Consider the following 17,776-nt stretch of genomic DNA (forward strand, 5'->3'; position numbering starts at 1 on the left):
CTTGCTCTCGAAGGTCTTGCCGACAGGCACCCGCTCTCCCTTTCAGGCGGGGAGCGCCAACGGCTTTCCATCGCTGCTGGCTTGCTTTCGAGTGCCCGCGCGATGATTCTCGACGAGCCTACGAGTGGCTTGGATTATCGCAACATGCGTCGAATAGATGCCCAAATCGCGCGTATGCGCGATGCGGGAATCGCTGTCTGCGTTGTCTCGCACGACTATGAATTCCTCTGCTCGGCATGCGATGAGATAGCCCTGGTCGAAGACGGGCGCATCGCCGAGCGCTTCCCCTTAAACAAGGCAACACTTCCGAAGTTGAAGCTCAATTTCGGGTTTGCAGAAATACAGTAACAAGAGAAAGGTTTCACAATGACAAGTAAAGCAACAATCGGTTCTGCCGCCAAGGAACGTAATGGCTTGAGCCCGAAAGACTTCGTCTTTATCGCCGTGTTCGGCATCCTTTTGTTCCTAGTGTTCATGGTGTTCTCAATTATCTTTAGCGCGAATGCCAACCTGTGCTGGTTTACTCACACGGTAGGCGCGTTGTTCGCTGGTACCGTGTTCATGTACCTGGCCTATCGCGTCCCGAAGCGCGGCGCGATTGCCATCATGGGCATTATCGTTGGTGCGGTCGGCCTTCTGATGGGTATGTTCTGGAGCGGTCCTGTCGGCATTGTTGTGGGCGGCATCGTGGCAGACCTTATCGCTGGCGACCCACAAAAGCGCACGAAGACCAAGCTTATCTGTGCCTTTGCCGCGTTCACGTTCTGCTTCTGGCTTGGGCAGATCTCTCTCATCCTTATGATGGGCGAGGCCTATGCCGAGATGTGCGTTCAAGCCGGCATGACCCTCGAGTACGGCCAAACGCTCGTTAACTCGATTCTAAGCCCAATGGGTGTCGTTACCGGCGCTGCCACCATCGCTGGCGGCCTCGTCGGCGGCTTCATCGGTACCAAGGTGTTCTCGAAGCACTTTGCCAAGCTTGGCATGTAGATTAACGGCCGGGAGGTAAATAAGGCAATGAACCGGGAAGACGGTACTCTAACAGCGGGAGTGGGAAAGGACGTGGGGAAAGAAGGTCCTGCCAAGAAGAAGAACGCGATTCTCGAGCTTTTGGGATTCGCCGGCAGGCGGCGGGCCTTGGCGTATGCGGGATGCGGTCTTTCGGTGCTGAACGCCGCGCTCGCCGTGATGCCCCTCGTATGCGTGTGGTTCGTGGTTCGTGACTTGGTTTTGGTGTACCCGAACTGGGACGAAGCATCATCGGCTGCAATGTGGTCTGTGCTTGCTGTGTCGTTCGCCGTGCTGGGCATCATCGTGTATTTCGGTGCGCTCATGGCCTCGCATCTGGCGGCCTTTCGCATTGCGGCAAATATGCGCAAGGCGATGGTGCGTCACGTGGCGCAGATCCCAATGGGATATTTCAGCGTGCACTCGTCGGGGGAGATGCGCCGCGTGATCGACGGGTGTGCGGGCCAGACAGAAGACCTTATCGCCCACAAGCTGCCCGATTTTGTTGGCTCTTTCGCCACCCCGGTGATCTTCTTCGTCGTGGCGTTCCTGTTCGACTGGAGGATGGGACTTCTGTGCCTCATCCCCATTGCCGTTTCCTTCGCCGCGATGTGGTGGATGATGGGCCGCGAGGATGCGAAGGGTGGCCGCCATTTCATGGAGCTTTACCAGGCGGCCCTCATGCGCATGAGTGCTGCGGCAACCGAATACGTTCGTGGTATACCCGTGGTAAAGGTATTCCAGCAGACGGTGTTTTCGTTCAAAGCATTCCACGAGGCAGTCATCGACTATCGCGACATGGCGACGAACTATACCGAGTATTGCCGACGACCCCAAGTCGTGCAGCTGGTCGCGATCAACTCGACTTTCGCGGTGCTCGTGCCTGCAGGCATTGCGCTTGCGGCCGTCGCACCTGATTTCCCGGCTTTCCTGATTGACTTCCTGTTCTATGCGTTCTTCTCGGCGATGACAACAACGATGATGTCGAAGGTCATGTATTCGTCGGAGGCCGTCATGATCGCCGAAGACGCACTGCGGCGGATGAACACGATCATGGAGGTCGCTCCCATCGACGAGGTGGAGCCTGCGGAAGCGCTTCATCCGAAGGAGGCGAGCATCGAGCTTGCGGGCGTAAGCTTCTCGTACCCAGGTTCCAGGGAACCGGCGCTTCGTAACGTATCGATTTCCGTTCCCGCCAGGGCGACGGTGGCTCTCGTCGGGCCGTCGGGCGGGGGCAAGTCGACGCTCGCGTCGCTCGTCCCGCGCTTCTGGGATGCAGATGAGGGTGCCGTTCTTGTGGGCGGGGCAGATGTGCGACGTATTCCCGCCGAGGAGCTGATGGGTGCCGTTTCCTTCGTGTTTCAAAACGATCAGCTGTTCAAGCGGAGCTTGGCCGACAACGTGCGTGCGGGTCGCCCCGATGCGAGTGATGCCGAGGTGCTCGCGGCGCTCCATGCGGCCCAGTGCGACGACATCATCGCCAAGTTCCCCGATGGTGTGAGCACCGTGGTGGGAAAAGAGGGCGTGTACCTTTCCGGGGGAGAGCGTCAGCGCATCGCGCTTGCGCGTGCCATTCTGAAAGGCGCCCCGATCGTGGTTCTCGACGAGGCGACGGCGTTTGCCGACCCCGAAAACGAGGCGTTGATCCAGGCTGCTCTTGCGACGCTTTGCAAAGACAAGACGGTGCTTATGATTGCGCACCGTCTGTCCACAGTCGCGAATGCGGATCGCATTTTCGTCATCGATCGGGGTTCTCTTGTGGAACAGGGCACCCACGAAGAACTTGTCGCGCAGGGCGGGCTGTATGCGCGCATGTGGCAAGACTACCGAACCAGCGCGATGTGGAGGATCGAAGGGGGTGACAACCGTGCGGCGTAGGCTTCAAGACATTTTCGCCCTGACCGACCAAGGCATGAAGGACTTTATGCGCGGCGCCGGGTTCTGCGCATTGGCGAACCTGATGCTGATGCTGCCCATCGTGGTGCTGTACTTCGTCGCGAGCGATTTCATCAGGTACCTTGGCGAACCTGCTGTCGGCCTGCCTGGCATGGCGCTCTACACAGTGGGAATCGTGGCGGCGCTTGCCGTGATGTTCATTACGCAGATGTGGGAATATCGTGCGACGTATACGGTGGTGTACCAAGAAAGCGCCCGCAAGCGCATCGCCATCGCGGAGCGTTTGCGCTTGCTCCCGCTCTCGTTCTTCGGAAAGCGCGATTTGGCCGACCTGACGAGCGTTATCATGAAGGACTGCTCCGACCAGGAGCGCCTGTTCTCGCACACCATGCCGCAGCTTTTCGGCATGGGCGCTTCGACGCTGGTGTTCGCTGTCATGATGTTCGCGTTCGACTGGAGGCTGGCGGCATCTGCGCTCTGGCCCATCCCCGTAGCGCTCGCGGCGTTGCTTCTGACCGCGCGCGTCCAGAAGTCGCATACCGCGAAGAAGAACGCGGCGTCCCTTTCGTTCGTCGATGGGCTGCAGGAATACCTTGAATGCCACCGTGAGATACGCTCGCTCAACAAGGTGAGCGCGTTCCAGGGCGAACTTGACCATTGCATCGATCGTTTCGAGCGAGAGAAGATTGGTGCCGAACTGGCTATGGGCGTGGCGGTATGCTCCGCTCAAGGCTTCTTGCGCCTGGGAATCGCATCCGTCATCGTGGTGGGGACGATGCTGCTCGTGGCGGGACGAGTCGACTTCCTCGTGTTCTTCGTGTATCTGTTGGCGGTGACGAGGGTTTACGATCCCATCAACGTTATCTTGCAGGCCATCGCCGAGCTGATGGACATGAGCTTGAGCCTGGGGCGTATGCGCGCCATCGAGAACGAGCCGATCCAGACGGGTCACACCTCGTTCGAGCCTCAAGGTTATGACGTGGCCTTCGACGACGTGGGTTTTGCATACGCTGACGGTGAGGATGTCTTGGACGGCGTATCGTTCAAGGCGCGAGAAGGGCAGGTGACGGCGCTTGTGGGCGCGTCTGGCTCGGGCAAGAGCACGGCTGTCAAGCTCGCTTCGCGTTTTTGGGACGTAAGCTCCGGCGCGGTCTTTGTGGGCGGCGTCGACGTCTCCACTGTCGATCCGGAAACGCTGCTCTCTTCATTCTCCGAGGTGTTCCAGGACGTGGTGCTTTTCGATGATACCGTGCGTGAGAACATTCGCCTTGGGAAGAAGAACGCTACGGACGAGGAGGTTCTCGCCGCGGCGAAGGCGGCCCGCTGCGACGAGTTCGTGGAGCGTTTGCCCAACGGCTACGACACGCTGATCGGGGAAAACGGCGGCAGGCTTTCCGGCGGTGAGCGCCAGCGCATCTCGATTGCGCGCGCCTTGCTGAAAAATGCCCCGATTGTGTTGCTCGATGAAGCCACGGCTTCGCTTGACGTGGAAAACGAGACGCAGGTGCAAGCTGCTCTCTCCGAGTTGCTTCAAGGCAAGACGGTCCTCGTCATCGCGCATCGCATGCGCACGGTCGACAACGCCGACAAGATCGTCGTGCTCGAAGGCGGCCGCGTGGTGGAGCAGGGAAGTCCGGCCGAGTTACGCGAAAAGCCCGAAGGCAGGTACCGCCGTATGTTGGAGCTGCAGCGCGAAAGCGCCGCGTGGACCCTCTAACGCAAAAACGATGTGAGATGGGGCGGTCGGGTACGTGCCGAAGCCCCCATTCGGCATATCTGCGAACCAGAGGCGCAGAGGAAGTTTTGCCAGCGATATGTTTTGCCTCTTGAAATCACGGGAGCCGATCATGCGGTCGACGTCGGCATGATGCAAAAGTGCCGATCGGCCAAGTGCTTCGCTACTTGATCGCTGCTTTCGCTCGCAACACCCATGGCAGGACGTTGAGTTTTTGTTTTTGTCCCAAAGGGTGCGGCGGGCCGCCTTTGGAGACTCGATAGCGCCGAAAACGCCCGTTTTGAAACTCAACCGCCCTCTAGTCTGCAAGCCGCCAGCTGCAATCGTAAGTGAATTAACGCGGGCGGCTTGCGCGACATTCGCAAAACCCAAGGTCGCCTGTCTGCGCCATCGACAGGCGAAGTGAGTAGTCTCAAGCGGCTTGCCTATGGGTTGACGAACGGGCTTTGAGATTCCGCTGACGTCCGGAAACGCTTCGAGCTCCCTTGAATTTTCAGACAGTACCTGATATAAGTTAATTGGTTTTCCGTTAGGAAGGCTTCCAAGTGCCGGGGACGTTTTCCCCGGCTTTTTTCTTATCCAGGAGAACAATGCGAGAACTCAGCATCTTCGTCGACGAGTCGGGTAGCGACGGCCTCTCCGACCGCCACTACCTGCTCACCGTCGTCATGCACGACCAATCCGAGAGCATCGCAGATTCGATTGCGGCATATGAGGGTGCCCTTCGCGCCAAGGGGCTCCCCGACATACCCTTCCACGCCTCCCCGCTCATGAACGGCAAGGACCAGTACTCGGGGCTCGACCTGAGGACGCGCAAGATGCTGCTCGGCTCGTTCCGCGTCTTCTTCCGCCACATGCCCGTGAGGTACCGCACCTTCGCGTACGCGACCAAAGAGTTCGCCTCGCTCGATAAGCTCGCGGCGGCGATGCGCAGGGACATCGTGAACTTTCTGTTCGACAACCTCGCGCAGCTGCAGGCATACGACGCGGTCAAGGTCTACTACGACAACGGCCAGCACTCCATCGCCGAGTCCCTCCATCGCGCGATCGAGTACGCGCTGTCGAAGGACGCGGTCATCTACCGATCGGCGCAGCCTTCCGAGTACCGCCTGTCGCAGGCGGCGGACTACATCTGCACCATGGAACTCACCGCGATCAAGTACGCCGAGCACGCCGCCACCGCCACAGATGAGAAATTCTTCGGCAAGTGGTCCGATTTCAAGAAGGGCATACTGAAGGAGACGCGCAAGAAGCTCGTCTAACGAAACGCCGGCAATGCCGTGCTCGTTGCGGGATTTCGTCGAGACGTGCCGCCGCCATTGGTTACGCGCATGTCCGAAGCGAACCAGCGCCTTGTCGCCGTCTACTTCCATGAACAGTCGCAAAGAAGTTCATGGCCCGCCAGCATGCCCATGCGGAACCAGCCTCGTTTCGTCCTCGGGGGCAAAAACCGCGCGTCTACTCACTTGGGATAAATCCTTACTCCCATTCCTCCGAATACCGTCCAGTGCTTTGCCGTCTTGGAATGCGGGGAGTAAATAGCGAAATCGCAGGTGAAATGGAGTAAAAGGGCAAAGAAAAAGCCTCCGTCCCAACATGGAAACGGAGGCTCGATAATCGGTTTTACTCACCAATGTCGCTGGTGGCTTTGCCGTGACCCTCGTACGAAACGAAACTCAGCAGCACAGTGCGGCACTCAAAAGAGCAGGTCAGAACCCTGTCAGCCTACTCCCACTCTGCAGTTAAAAACCTTTTCCAGTTTGCTCCAGTTTGTCTTATTCGCACTCAGTCTCAAAAATTGCCGCGAGTCCATGGGGTCAAATCTGGGTCATGGATTTCGGGGCGGGGCAGGGCGCTTTCGTGGACCATGGCGAACGGAAGAGGTGCCTCGCGTGATTTCGAGGACAGGCAAGCCTATGAGTTACCTGGGGGTTTGAGGAATTGAAGCACCGCCCAGTGAGAGGGCTTGATGCCAGGGTCGGCGCAGGGCGACGCTCTGCGCCGCTCGCTACACCAAGCGCTTCTTGCGAAGCTCCTTCAGGTAGTTCTTCTTGAAGTAGCGGTTGGGGCGAAGGATATCCTTTCGGTTCCGCCGGCCTCGTTCGTTTCGTGCTTGATCGCGGCAAGCTCTATCTCGCAGATAAACCACGCTGATTTGGGATTGAGGTAGCATGGCGGATACTAGGATTCAACCCGTTCTGCCTCTGGAATAGGGTTAATCTGCATTCCTTCGACTCCCCGCGTTGTTATCATGCCCGCCAGCATTGCCATGTGCCCGGGATCGGAGGGGCACCCTTCCGCAAGCCAACTTTCTAGCAAGCCCAGCAAGCCTGCGTTCACATACGATTGGAAAAACGGTTGTTGCGCTGAATCAATTTTCCCATACGAATGCCCGATGACCTTCTGAAAGGATTCGTTCATCAACTCCGTTGCGCGCGCTCTCGCCCTCGCAGGAGCGTTTTTTGAAAAAATAAAGCCTGCTTGCTCGCGATGATCGGCGACGTAGGCGAAGAGGAGCCGCAGGATGGGGAAGCCGTGGGGGTCGGAATCGTCGGCCATGCAGCGCGAGATATCCTTTTCAAGCTCGGAAAGGACTTGGTCGCAGATCTTTTCGGCGAGATCGTAGACGTCTCGATAATGCAGGTAGAAGGTGCCTCGCGAGATGCAGCTGTCGTCGACAATCTGCGAGACCGTTATTTTTTGGAGCGGTAGTTGGGCAGCTTGTTTGAAGAAAGCCTGCTCTATGGCCGATCGTGTGCGTTGGGCTTGTTGGTTGTTCTTTACGTTGGACATGCGAAACCTTCCCGAAAACTGAACAAGGTAGTGCAGCTTGTTAATCATTTGACAAGCTGCAATATATTGAACATTGCCTATGATTCGGCCTCTTTTATATTGATAACCGTCAATATATTAACATACGTTCAGCTAAAGGAGTTGACAATGAAACTAGCAGGGAGCGTCGATGGGGCTAGAAGGAGCAGAACTGCCAAGACGCTTGTCAAGGTGGTGGGAGTGGTTGCCATAGCGGCCTTTTTCTCGGCGTTTTATTGCTGGGGTTTTTGGGATGTCATGGGAGCCATGAAGCGCGTGCCAGTGGGCATCGTCAACCTCGATGAGGGCGCCTGCATCGGCGATAAAACCATGAACTTGGGTGCGGACATCGTCGAAGCCGCCCAGGAAAGCGAGGATGCGACGTTCGTCTCCCTTGATAAAGACGCGATGAGTGATGGTATCGAGGGCAGCGGTTACCTAATCGTCTTCGAGATTCCCTCTGATTTTTCCCAGCGCGTTGCGTCCGGTCAAAGCGGCTTGCCTTCGGTGGCCGATTTGACCATTCTCAAGAACGAGCGTTACAACTTCATCTACTCCCAGTTCGCCTCGCGTATCACCAGCGCGTTGGAAACCAGCATCTACCAGCAAATTGCAAAAGCCTATACGGTTGGGGCGTATGAGGGGCTGTTCAGCGCCCGCGATGGGCTTTCTGATGCGGCGGCGAGCATGCAGGAGGTCGAAGAAGGTGCATCGAATTTGGCCGACGGCCTTGCTTTTGCTGCTGCTGGTGCCCAGACGGCAACCGAAGGCGCTTCCTCGTTGGCCTCGGGGTCCGCTGCTCTGGCTTCGGGCATCGGTTCCGCCGAGGATGCCCTGGATACCGCATCCTCGGGAGCAAGCCGGTTGAAAAGCGCTTCCTCTCGATTGAACTCCGGGCTCTCGTCGTTGTCCTCGGGCCTGTCCGATGGATCGGTTCAGCTGTCCGGCGCCCAAGCTGGTCTGGAAACGCTTTCCGTGAAGCTGAATTCCGCTAGCGATTCGGCGGATGCCCTTTCATCGGCGGCTATCAGCGCAAAGCGGTGCTATCAAGCCGCTCAAGCTGCTCTTGCCAGTGGCGGTTCGTATGGTGGGTTTGCTGCGGACGAATGGATGGCGCAAGGGGATGCTGCCCTCGATCGAGTGGCGGGAGGCGCAAGTGAGCTTGCGGCAGGGCTTTCTGGGACGTCTGATTCTGCTGAGCTTGCCGCTCAGGGCGTTGGCCAGGCGGCATCTCAGCTGGACGTCTCTGTCGCAGCGATCGGGTCTGGCGATGTCCCCGGCGAGACGCTGGCGTATGCGGCAGGAAGCATCGATGCGGGGTTGAGCGCTTTGGCAGGCGGTCTTGTCGGGTCTCGAAGTTTCATGGAGGCATTAGGGTCGGGCGCTGAGACTATAGCCTCGGGCAACAGCGAGCTGGCGAGCAGCCTTCCCGCGTTAACCTCGGGTTTGAGCTCGGCGCAAAGCGGGAGCGCGGCCCTTGCCGACGGCTCCGCGCAACTGCAATCGGCCCTGTCCGAAGGCGCTGGGAACATAGGGGAGGGTCTGCATGCCGATGCCGAGGAAATGGGCGAATACATCGCAAGTCCCATGGAGACGGTTACCAAGACATATGGCGAACTGGATTATTACGGCCAAGGGTTCTCGCCGTTTTTCATGACGACGGCGTTATGGCTTGGGGCGCTGCTTATCTTCTTCGTGATCGAGCCCCTGGCGCCGAAAGCAAAGGGTTGCGGCCGTTTCAAAACGGTTCTGGGGCGTCTGCCCCTGTATACCGGTATGTGCCTGCTTGAGGCAGCGGCTGTCGTTGCCGCGGCATACAGTATCGGCGTCGCAGATGCATATGGGCCGTCTCCGCTGGTGTATGGGGCAACTGCGTTCGCCATCAGCTTCTGCTTCATGCTGATGATGCAGTGTCTGAACATGGTTTTCGGTTTGGTAGGGAAGGCGTTGGCGGTTGTGATCCTTATCTTGCAGCTGGCGTGCTCGGGCGGCACGTTGCCGACTGTTCTTGGACAGGGCTTTCTGGCGACGATGCAGCCTTGGTTGCCGTTCATGTACGCGGTGGATGCCTTGCGCGAGGTGATCACCTACTGCAATGTCGGCACGGTGCTTTCGAATCTGTCGGTGCTTTTAGGGATGGGCCTGGTATGCCTTGTCTGCTCGCTTCTGTTGTGGCCGATAGCCGAAAAGCGTCGAGATGTCGAAGCCGCCGAATACTCCGCATATCATATAGGGACGAGCGATTCGGCGTCGATGGATTGCAGCGAACTTTCGTAGCAAGAGGCGCTGTTGTTTCGCTCGGATGGTGAGGCGACAGTGCATGGCTTGCTAGCCTTTTGCCGTTGCGTCAGCGTCTTCGCCGCTGGACCGTTTGCCTGCTCCAGAGCCTGACTCGTTTTCTCGCACGACGCGTCAGCGTTCGAGCTGGGTGTGGGACATCGCCTTTCCTTTCATTCGTCACCTTCATTACTCTAGCGACGAACTCTAGGCGGTGTCCCTGTCCTTTCAAGATAGGGCGGAGTTCAGGCACGCCCGCCTCTTGCACCGCATCTCTGCGCGCTACCCGATTGATTCGAATCACCCCCTCAAACAGCGCAACAATCGCCAAAACACTCGTCGCAGGTGGTTTGGCGTATTCTGGTTTTGCCGTCCCGTCATTCCAGTTGCATCCAGTCTCCCTTGCCACCCCCTATTCATCAGCTGCGGATTGCCCATAACCGCCTGGGCAATCCGCAGCGTGCGTTAATCATTCGGCGGCTGAATGATTTCTAGGATGATCCCGCTGGGGTCGCGGACGTGGAAAGCGTGGCTTCGACCGAAGCCGTCCTGGCGAAAATCGAACTCCTCTTGCGGGCATGCGCTCCACACTTCATGCGTTACCACAGGATAGCGCTCTATAGACAAAAAGCCGCATAGAGCGGAATAGACCTGAGACCATCGTTCATTCCAAAGGGCTTAGTCGAAAGCCGGATAAGGCGCACGCCCGGATGGCTCTTTTTAAGTGAGGACAGGCTTCGAGATCGCGTGTTCTCGCCTGCTTTGACCTCAATCGCGGACACGCATCCCTGTCTCTCTGCGACAAAGTCGATTTCTGCACGATTGTCGCGAGTCCAATAATGCAGCGGATAGCCAATGGCCGAAAGCTGCTGGGCAACGTAGTTTTCGGTAAGTGCGCCCATGAATGTGCCGCCGATGCCGGCGAGAATATCAGCTCGCTGAGCACCGGCTTTGGAAACGAGCAGTCCGGTATCCGCCTGATAGATTTTAAAAGACGAGGGGTTAACGAATGCCTCCAGGGGACTTTCGATTTGCCCGACGAGGCTGCAGCGCACCACAGTGCCCGACTGCACCAGCCAATCGAGAGCGTCCCCAAAGAGGGACGCGTTGCCCCCCGCTCGTACCACCTTGTATTGGAATTTACGATTCTCTTTGGCAAGCTGCTGTGGAATGGAGTCGAAACACGCGCGCGTTTTCGAGCTCAAGCGTTCATCAGCATATTTATTGGTGTCAGCAGAATACCCATCAAGAATGATACGGTGCTTTTCGGCGACATCGATGACCGACTGAACCTCAGCGTAGGTTTGGGCAGCCTCGGGCATCCCGCCAACAACAAGATACTGTCGATAGAGCCCAAGCGCTTTGTCGTGAAGACTCGGAGCAAGAGGGTCCATTGATTCAAATGACGAGCGTATCTCGTCGGCCAATCGCTCGTACCCCATCGCCCAAAGAAACTCTTCGAAATCAAGCGGAGTCATTTCGATTAAATCGGTCTTTCCGACGGGAAACGAATACGACTGATGATTAATGGCAACCCCAAGGAGCGACCCGGCGGCCGCGACGTAATACTCGGGGGCATCTTCGCAAAAGTACTTAAGGGAAGTGAGCGCTTCTTCGCATGCCTGGACCTCATCGATGAACAGCAAGGTTTTGCCGGGCACGATGCGCTGCCCTGTTCGCGCCTCAATCGCGCGTACAATCGAATGGGGGTCGAGACCGCCCGAAAAGTCCGCCCGCGCCGACTGATCGTTCTCGAGATTGACGTAGACGACCGACTCGAAAAGGGTCTGCGCGTATGTTCTGAGCAGATAGGTCTTGCCGCATTGCCGAACGCCTTTGACTAACAGGGGCTTCCTATCAGCCTTGTCTCGCCATTCCTTAAGGAGCCTGTCTGCCTTGCGACGCATAAGCGACCTTTCTTATAGAATACCTTTCGACAATATTTTAGCGCAGATTAATTGATTCTCTATTATTTATCTGCGTTAAAATATTTCTTGAAGTGGCTCCTCATGACTTCCCGAGAAAGACATCGAGGCTCGCGCATTACTAGATGCAGTCCTATAATAGGTGCCATTGAAAGCGAACAGAGAGGAGCGTCCCCTTGCTTTTCACCGACATCGATATCCTCGACGAGAATCTTGACTACCAAGCCCATCAGTGGGTGGGCGTCAAGGACGGCACGATCGACTACATCGGCGACGCCGCCCCCGAGAACGCCGCCGACTACGGTGAGACCTACGACGGTCGCGGCCGTCTGCTCATGCCGGCGCTCTACAACGCGCACACTCACCTGCCGATGACGCTTCTGCGCGGCTATGCGGAGAACGTGCCTTTGCAGGAGTGGCTCAACAACCTCGTGTGGCCCTTCGAGGGCAAGATGACCCCCGAGGACAACTACTGGGCGACCAAGCTCGCCCTCGCCGAGATGGCGCGCTACGGCTCGGTCAGCGCGTCGGACATGTACTACGCCACCGACGAGCGCGTGCAGGCGGTGGGCGAGGCCCATATGAAGATGAACGTTTGCGAGAGTGTGCTCTATTTCGAGCCGAAGCCGTTTGCGGAATACCCCATGTGCGAGAAGATGGAGCGCATCGTCAAGCAGTACCACGGCGCGCAGGACGGGCGCATCCGCGTGGACTACAACATCCATGCCGAGTATACGTCCAACCCCATCACCTGCACCGATATCGGGAAAGTGGCGAAGGCGGCGGGCCTTCCCATCCATATCCACGTCTCCGAGACGAAAAGCGAGCACGAGGAGTGCAAGGGCCGCCACGACGGCCTCACGCCCGTGCAGTACTTCGAGAGCATCGGCGTGTTCGACGTGCCGGTGATCGCGGCGCACTGCGTGTGGGTCGACGACAAGGACATCGAGATCCTCGCCAAGCGCGGCGCGACCGTGGCCTTGAACCCTGCTTCCAACATGAAGCTCGCAAGCGGGTTCGCGCCCGTGCAGAAGCTTCTCGACGCGGGCGTGAACGTGGCGCTCGGCACCGACGGCATGGCCTCGAACAACAACCACGACCTGTTCCAGGACATGTACCTCATGGGCACTATCTACAAGGGGCATGAGCTCGACCCCGCGATTATCTCGCCCAAGCAGGTCATTGCCGCCGCGACGCGCGGAGGTGCGCTTGCTCAGGGACGCGAGGACTGCGGGCTTGTGAAGGTGGGCATGAAGGCTGACCTCACGGTGCTCGACACGACGGGCGCCGCGTGGTGTCCCATGACGAACCCCGAGGTCAACGTCGTGTTCTCAGGCCATGGCTCCGATGTTGTGCTCACCATGTGCGATGGCGAGGTCGTCTATCGCGACGGTGAGTGCCCGGGTATCGACCTCGAGCAGGTGAAGGCCGAGGTGACCGCGCGCACGAAGCGCATCATCTCCGAGCTTTAAGGCAAACGGCTCACAAAGCGGGAGCGCCCCTCTCATCGCGAGAAGGGCGCTCTTGTTGTTTTTGCATGCGGGCTGCTGGGGGAAGGGTGCGGTGGGACAGAGGCCGCGCGATTTGTCCCGCCTTACAGCGAGCTCGTCTCGTCGAGGGATTTCCCTGCAGTCTCAGGCGCCATGAAGACGGACAGCACCAACCCCAGAATCACGAGCCCGGCCGCTACGAGCATGGTGGGGCCGATGCCGAAGCTCGCGAGGAAGATCGGCGTGGCGTACGTGGCGGCGATGGTACCGACGCGCGAGATCCCGATGGCCAAACCGACGGCGGTGGCCCTCACCTCGGTGGGGAACAGCTCGTTGGGGTAGAGCCACTGCAGGATTCCCGGCCCGCCGCTGAAGAAGGCGTACAGCCCGAACGCGCAGATGATCACCGGCAGCGGGGCGGTGGGGAACAGTCCTAACACCAGCAGGCCCACGGCCATGAGGAACAGCGACCGGATGAGAAGCGGCCGCCTTCCCATGGAATTCAGCCAGAACATGGCAGGCAGGGATCCCACCAGGAAGAACAAGCTCAAGACGCTCTCGCCCAAGATTGCGCCCTTTCCGACGCCCAGGCCGAAGGCGGTCATGATCTGCGGACCGAACGTGTAGATGGCGTACATGGGAACGACCTGGCACAACGTGAGGATCCCCAAAAACACGATGCGCGCGGCGTAGCCCTTCGAGAACACCTCCGCAAAGCCTGCCTTGTGCTTGGGCTCCTCTTCCTCGTCCTCGAGGATGACATCGGCGCCGTACACGCGGAACACCACGCGGCGCGCCTCCTCGTGGCGCCCCTTGCTTTTCAGCCACAGGGGCGACTCGGGAACTTTGCACCTGCCGATCAGCAGGAAGACGCAGGGGACGATGGCGGAGCCGAGCATAAGCCGCCATCCGCCGTCGACGTCGCACAATGCGAAGCCGACGACCGCGGCCACGGTGGCGCCCAGATACCACGCCGCCGAGACCATGCCCATGGATATCGCGCGGTGGTGCTTGGGGGTGAACTCAGTGATGAGCGAGGTCGCGATGGGGTAGTCGGCGCCTACGAAGACGCCGATGAAGAAGCGGTATATCACAAGCAGAAGTGGCGTCGTGTCGGTCATGCTCAGGGCTGAGAACAAGGCGATGGCGATGATGTCTGCGACGAACATCTTCTTGCGCCCGATAAGGTCGGTCAAATAGCCGCCCACGATGCTCCCGACGAGGATGCCGAGCAGCACCGACGCGCCGATGAGGGCGGTCCAGTGGGTCGTCAGGCTCATATGCGTTGTGATCTGAGTCAGCGCGACGCCGATAAGCGAGAGCACGTAGCCGTCGAGGAACGCGCCTCCGCTCGAGACCAGCGTGATCTCGCGCAGAAACGGCGTCATGGCGGCCTCATCGAGGGTGCACTTGGCGTTGTCCTGGGTGAATTCGACGGTGCCCGCAGCCTTCGACGACACCTCATCCGACGACTTCGCCTTTTGCATTTTTCTGCTCGTGCCGTCCATTGGTGCCGCTCCTTCCTGCTTACCGTGGTTATCTCAAAAGGCGCTTCTCGATCTTCATGCTGCACGTGCGCGGGAAATCATCGACCACCTCGATAAACGAGGGGACCTTGAACGCCGCCATGTTGTTGCGGCAGTACTCGATGATCTCCTCCTCGTCGATGCGCGCGCCGTCTTCGGGCAGGATGAACGCCTTGACGGCCTCGTCGCGGATGTCGTCGGGAACGCCGATGACAGCGGCTTCCTTGACTGCCGGGTGCTCGGCGAGGACGCCCTCGATCTCGGTCGTGGAAATGTTCTCGCCAGCGCGCTTGATCATGTTGCTCTTGCGGTCGACGAAGAAGAACCAGCCCTCCTCGTCGTAGTAACCCTTGTCGCCCATGTGCAGCCAGCCGTCGCTTGTGAGCGCCTCGGCGGTAGCCTTCTCGTTGCCGACGTAGCCGAGCATGAGCGAGCGGCCGGGCACGCCCTTCACGCAGATCTCGCCCACGCGGTTGGCGGGCAGCTCGTTGCCGTTCTCGTCGATGATCTTGGCCTCGTAGCCGAGACCCACCCGTCCGATGGAGGGCCACTTGCGCTCGCCTGTCGGCGGGTCGGTGAGGACCCATCCGATCGATTCCGTCGAGCCGTACGTGTTTAAGATGCGCACGCCGAAGCGCTCCTCGAAGGCTTCCTTCTCACGTGCGGAAACGGGGAGGAAGTAGAGCATGTCGCGCAGGGAATGATCGCGCTCGGCGGGATCTGTGGGTTGCAGCATAAGGGTGCGCAGCATCATCGCGACGCACTGCGCGAGCGTCGCGCGGTATTCGCGAACCTGGCTCCAGAACCGCGAGGCGCTGTACTTCTCGACGACGATCATCGTTGCCCTGGCGGTGAGTACCGGGGTCAGGGCCGCGAGCTGGAAGTTCGAATGGCAGGCGGGCATGGTCGTGAGCATGCGGTCGCTTGCGGTCATCGAGGTTTCCCAGTCGCCGTAGTAACCCGAATAGACCATGTTCCCGTGGGTGAGCAGAACGCCTTTGGGGTTGGAGGTCGTGCCGCTCGTGAACAGGATCTCGCACACATCGTCGGGCGTGAGCGCGCGCTGCTCGGCGAGCTCGGTGCTCTCCGCGTCCACAAGCTCGGAGAAGATGCGGTGCCCGCGGGCTTCCATCGGATTGGTCGTACGGGCGACCGAGATGCCCTTCGGCAGCCTTCCGCCTGCGTGGATGTCGCCGTAGAGCTCCACATAGCAGGGCTCCACCACGGCTCGCTCGATCTCGCACACGTCAAGCGCATACTCGCACTCGGCCTGGAGGTACTGCTCGTTCATGGGAACCGTGACGGCGCCGATCTTCGCCAGGCCGAACAGGCACATGAGGAATTCGGGGCAGGTGTGCATCTGCACCGCGACGCGCTCGCCGAAGGCGACGCCTTCTCGCAAGAACATGTTCGCGGTCTGGTTGATCTTCTCGTTGAACTGGCGGTAGGTAAACGTCTCCACGCCGCCATCGCGGTCTTGGAAGACGAAGAAGTCCTTTTCGCCGCACTCGCGTGCGAGTTTGTCCCACAGGCTTGCGAGCGTCTCGCCGCCAACGATGTCGACCATGTCCCTCTCCCTCTCCCTTGATGATGCTCCTGCGACGCGCCATATTCTTAAGTACCTGCATTTTTCAGGGGGCGCGTGGGACCCTGAAAAATGCAAAGCTCCCGTGCGGGCCGACTGCCTTTCGGAGTCAGCCCGCGAAAGGTGCGGGAGCTTGCCTTGAAGCTGGTTTAAGCCGCTATTCGGCAACCTTCACGACGCCGCTCTCGTTGAGCGCCGCGATCTGCTCTGCCGTGTAGCCGAGCTTGCTGAGCACGTCGACGGTGTCGCCGCCCTGCTTGGGCATCGGGCGCCACACCTGGCCGGGGGTCTGCTGGAACTTCGGGAATACGCCCAGGCCCTTGAAGGTCTTGCCGTCCTCGGTCTCCCAGTCCATGAAGTCGTCGCGAAGCTTGAGGTGCTCTTCCTTCACGAGGTCCTCGAACTCCATGACGACCTGGGCAGCGATGCGGTGAGCCGCGAAGTCCGCCTCGATCTCGTACTTGGAGTGAGCCAGGCAGTAGGCCTCGAACGCAGCCTCGATCTCCTGTGCGTGCGGGTTGGACAGCCACAGGCCCGAAGTGTCCTCGGGGATGTCTTCGGTGCCCCACAGATGACCCAGACCGATGGTCTCGAGGAAGTACTTGTTCTGGTCGACGCCGTAGAGGCACACACCCAAAAAGCCGTCGTTGCACTTGTACTCGCCGATGCCGCAGAGGTTCTGGTTGCGAGCGCCGGGGCGCGGCCAGAGGATGCCCTCGTTCAAGTAGTCGACCAGGTAGTACTGGCCGATGGCGAGCAGCGTCTCGTACATGGCCATGTCGATGCTCTCGCCCTTGCCCGTGCGGTTGGCCTTATGCAGCGCAGCCAGGGTGGAGGAGACGATCATGAGCGAGTTGAAGTAGTCGCCAGCGTAGGGGCCGGGGTTCATCGGCTGGTCCTGGGTGCCGTTCTGGCACATGTAGCCGGAGTAGGCCATGACGGTCAGGTCGTAAGCGGCGCGCTTGACCATCTTGGGGTCGCCGGTCTGGCCGAACCCGGAGAGGTGCACGATGACGAGCTTCGGGTTGACCTCCCAGAGCACCTCGTCGGTGATGCCCTTGCGAGCCCAGGTGCCGCCCTTGGAGGCCTCGATGAAGATGTCGGCGTCGGCCAGCATCTTGAACAGGATTTCCTTGCCCTCGTCGGAGAAGTAGTTCATGGAGACGGAGCGCTGGTTGCGGCGCTCGGCCTGCTTCACGTAGGCGGTGTCGCGGATGGTGTCGCCCGCGCCGGTGTTTTCAAGCCAGGTGACGTCCGCACCCCAGTCGGCCATGAGGTCGCAGGCCTTGGGCACTGCCAGCTCGACTGCTGCGTAGACGACCTTCACGTCGTCGAGAACGCCGAAGGAGGGCTTGTTGGTTTCGATTGCCATGGTGGTGCTCCTTTCGAATCGGCGGCGCGGGGTGGCGCCGCCGTCTGTTGGATCCGTTTTTGAGGGCCGCGTGGGTTAGTCGCGGTACTTCTTCAGCTCGAACTTGGAAGCGGTGAGGATCATCATCTCGTCGGTGCCGCCGGAGACGCGG

General features: G+C 59.3%; 12 protein-coding genes. 7 read left to right on the forward strand and 5 right to left on the reverse strand.

Going from position 1 to position 17,776, the window contains the following annotated elements; all coding sequences use genetic code 11:
* From Q0I65_RS08630 to Q0I65_RS08650, 5 genes are all read left to right on the forward strand, one after another.
* Positions 1-348 (forward strand): ATP-binding cassette domain-containing protein (locus Q0I65_RS08630; RefSeq protein WP_296062495.1); only part of this gene is annotated, 348 nt, incomplete at its 5' end.
* Between the two features lie 18 nt (positions 349-366).
* Positions 367-990 carry an MptD family putative ECF transporter S component gene (locus Q0I65_RS08635; protein ID WP_296062498.1) on the forward strand — a complete coding sequence of 208 codons (624 nt, stop codon included), beginning with the start codon at positions 367-369 and terminating at the stop codon, positions 988-990.
* A gap of 27 nt (positions 991-1,017) precedes the next feature.
* Positions 1,018-2,886, forward strand: a complete 1,869-nt coding sequence (locus Q0I65_RS08640) for an ABC transporter ATP-binding protein (RefSeq protein WP_296062500.1) — start codon at positions 1,018-1,020, stop codon at positions 2,884-2,886.
* 34 nt (positions 2,887-2,920) lie between these two features.
* Entirely contained in the window at positions 2,921-4,621 is a 1,701-nt protein-coding gene (locus Q0I65_RS08645) for an ABC transporter ATP-binding protein (protein ID WP_296062503.1), read from the forward strand.
* A gap of 608 nt (positions 4,622-5,229) precedes the next feature.
* Positions 5,230-5,901 (forward strand): DUF3800 domain-containing protein, encoded by a 672-nt coding sequence (locus tag Q0I65_RS08650; protein ID WP_296062506.1) that lies wholly within the window; start codon positions 5,230-5,232, stop codon positions 5,899-5,901.
* Between the two features lie 919 nt (positions 5,902-6,820).
* Here the strand turns inward: Q0I65_RS08650 and Q0I65_RS08655 are convergent.
* A complete protein-coding gene (locus Q0I65_RS08655; protein ID WP_296062507.1) occupies positions 6,821-7,432 on the reverse strand; it encodes a TetR/AcrR family transcriptional regulator in 612 nt (203 codons plus the stop codon).
* On the opposite strand from Q0I65_RS08655, the gene Q0I65_RS08660 reads away from it, so the two are divergent.
* Positions 7,361-9,727, forward strand: a complete 2,367-nt coding sequence (locus tag Q0I65_RS08660) for a YhgE/Pip domain-containing protein (RefSeq protein ID WP_296062510.1) — start codon at positions 7,361-7,363, stop codon at positions 9,725-9,727. The two genes, Q0I65_RS08655 and Q0I65_RS08660, sit on opposite strands and share 72 nt — an antisense overlap.
* A 617-nt stretch (positions 9,728-10,344) precedes the next feature.
* Here the strand turns inward: Q0I65_RS08660 and Q0I65_RS08665 are convergent.
* Positions 10,345-11,634, reverse strand: coding sequence for an AAA family ATPase (locus Q0I65_RS08665; protein ID WP_296062511.1), 1,290 nt, complete (start codon positions 11,632-11,634; stop codon positions 10,345-10,347).
* 194 nt (positions 11,635-11,828) lie between these two features.
* Here Q0I65_RS08665 and Q0I65_RS08670 point away from each other — a divergent pair, with 194 nt between their 5' ends.
* Positions 11,829-13,124, forward strand: a complete 1,296-nt coding sequence (locus Q0I65_RS08670; RefSeq protein ID WP_296062514.1) for an amidohydrolase — start codon at positions 11,829-11,831, stop codon at positions 13,122-13,124.
* Between the two features lie 122 nt (positions 13,125-13,246).
* Here Q0I65_RS08670 and Q0I65_RS08675 read toward each other — a convergent pair whose 3' ends face one another.
* The 3 genes from Q0I65_RS08675 to caiB all read right to left on the reverse strand — a co-directional run bounded on the left by Q0I65_RS08675 (position 13,247) and on the right by caiB (position 17,625).
* Positions 13,247-14,650 carry an MFS transporter gene (locus tag Q0I65_RS08675; RefSeq protein WP_296062516.1) on the reverse strand — a complete coding sequence of 468 codons (1,404 nt, stop codon included), beginning with the start codon at positions 14,648-14,650 and terminating at the stop codon, positions 13,247-13,249.
* Positions 14,651-14,678: 28 nt separating this feature from the next.
* Positions 14,679-16,235, reverse strand: coding sequence for a crotonobetaine/carnitine-CoA ligase (caiC, locus tag Q0I65_RS08680; protein WP_296062519.1), 1,557 nt, complete (start codon positions 16,233-16,235; stop codon positions 14,679-14,681).
* 175 nt (positions 16,236-16,410) lie between these two features.
* Positions 16,411-17,625: an L-carnitine CoA-transferase gene (gene caiB, locus Q0I65_RS08685; RefSeq protein ID WP_277014295.1), complete on the reverse strand. Its 1,215-nt coding sequence runs from the start codon at positions 17,623-17,625 to the stop codon at positions 16,411-16,413.
* Positions 17,626-17,776: the final 151 nt, after the last annotated feature.

This window comes from uncultured Ellagibacter sp. (assembly GCF_934643285.1).
Classification (GTDB): domain Bacteria; phylum Actinomycetota; class Coriobacteriia; order Coriobacteriales; family Eggerthellaceae; genus Ellagibacter.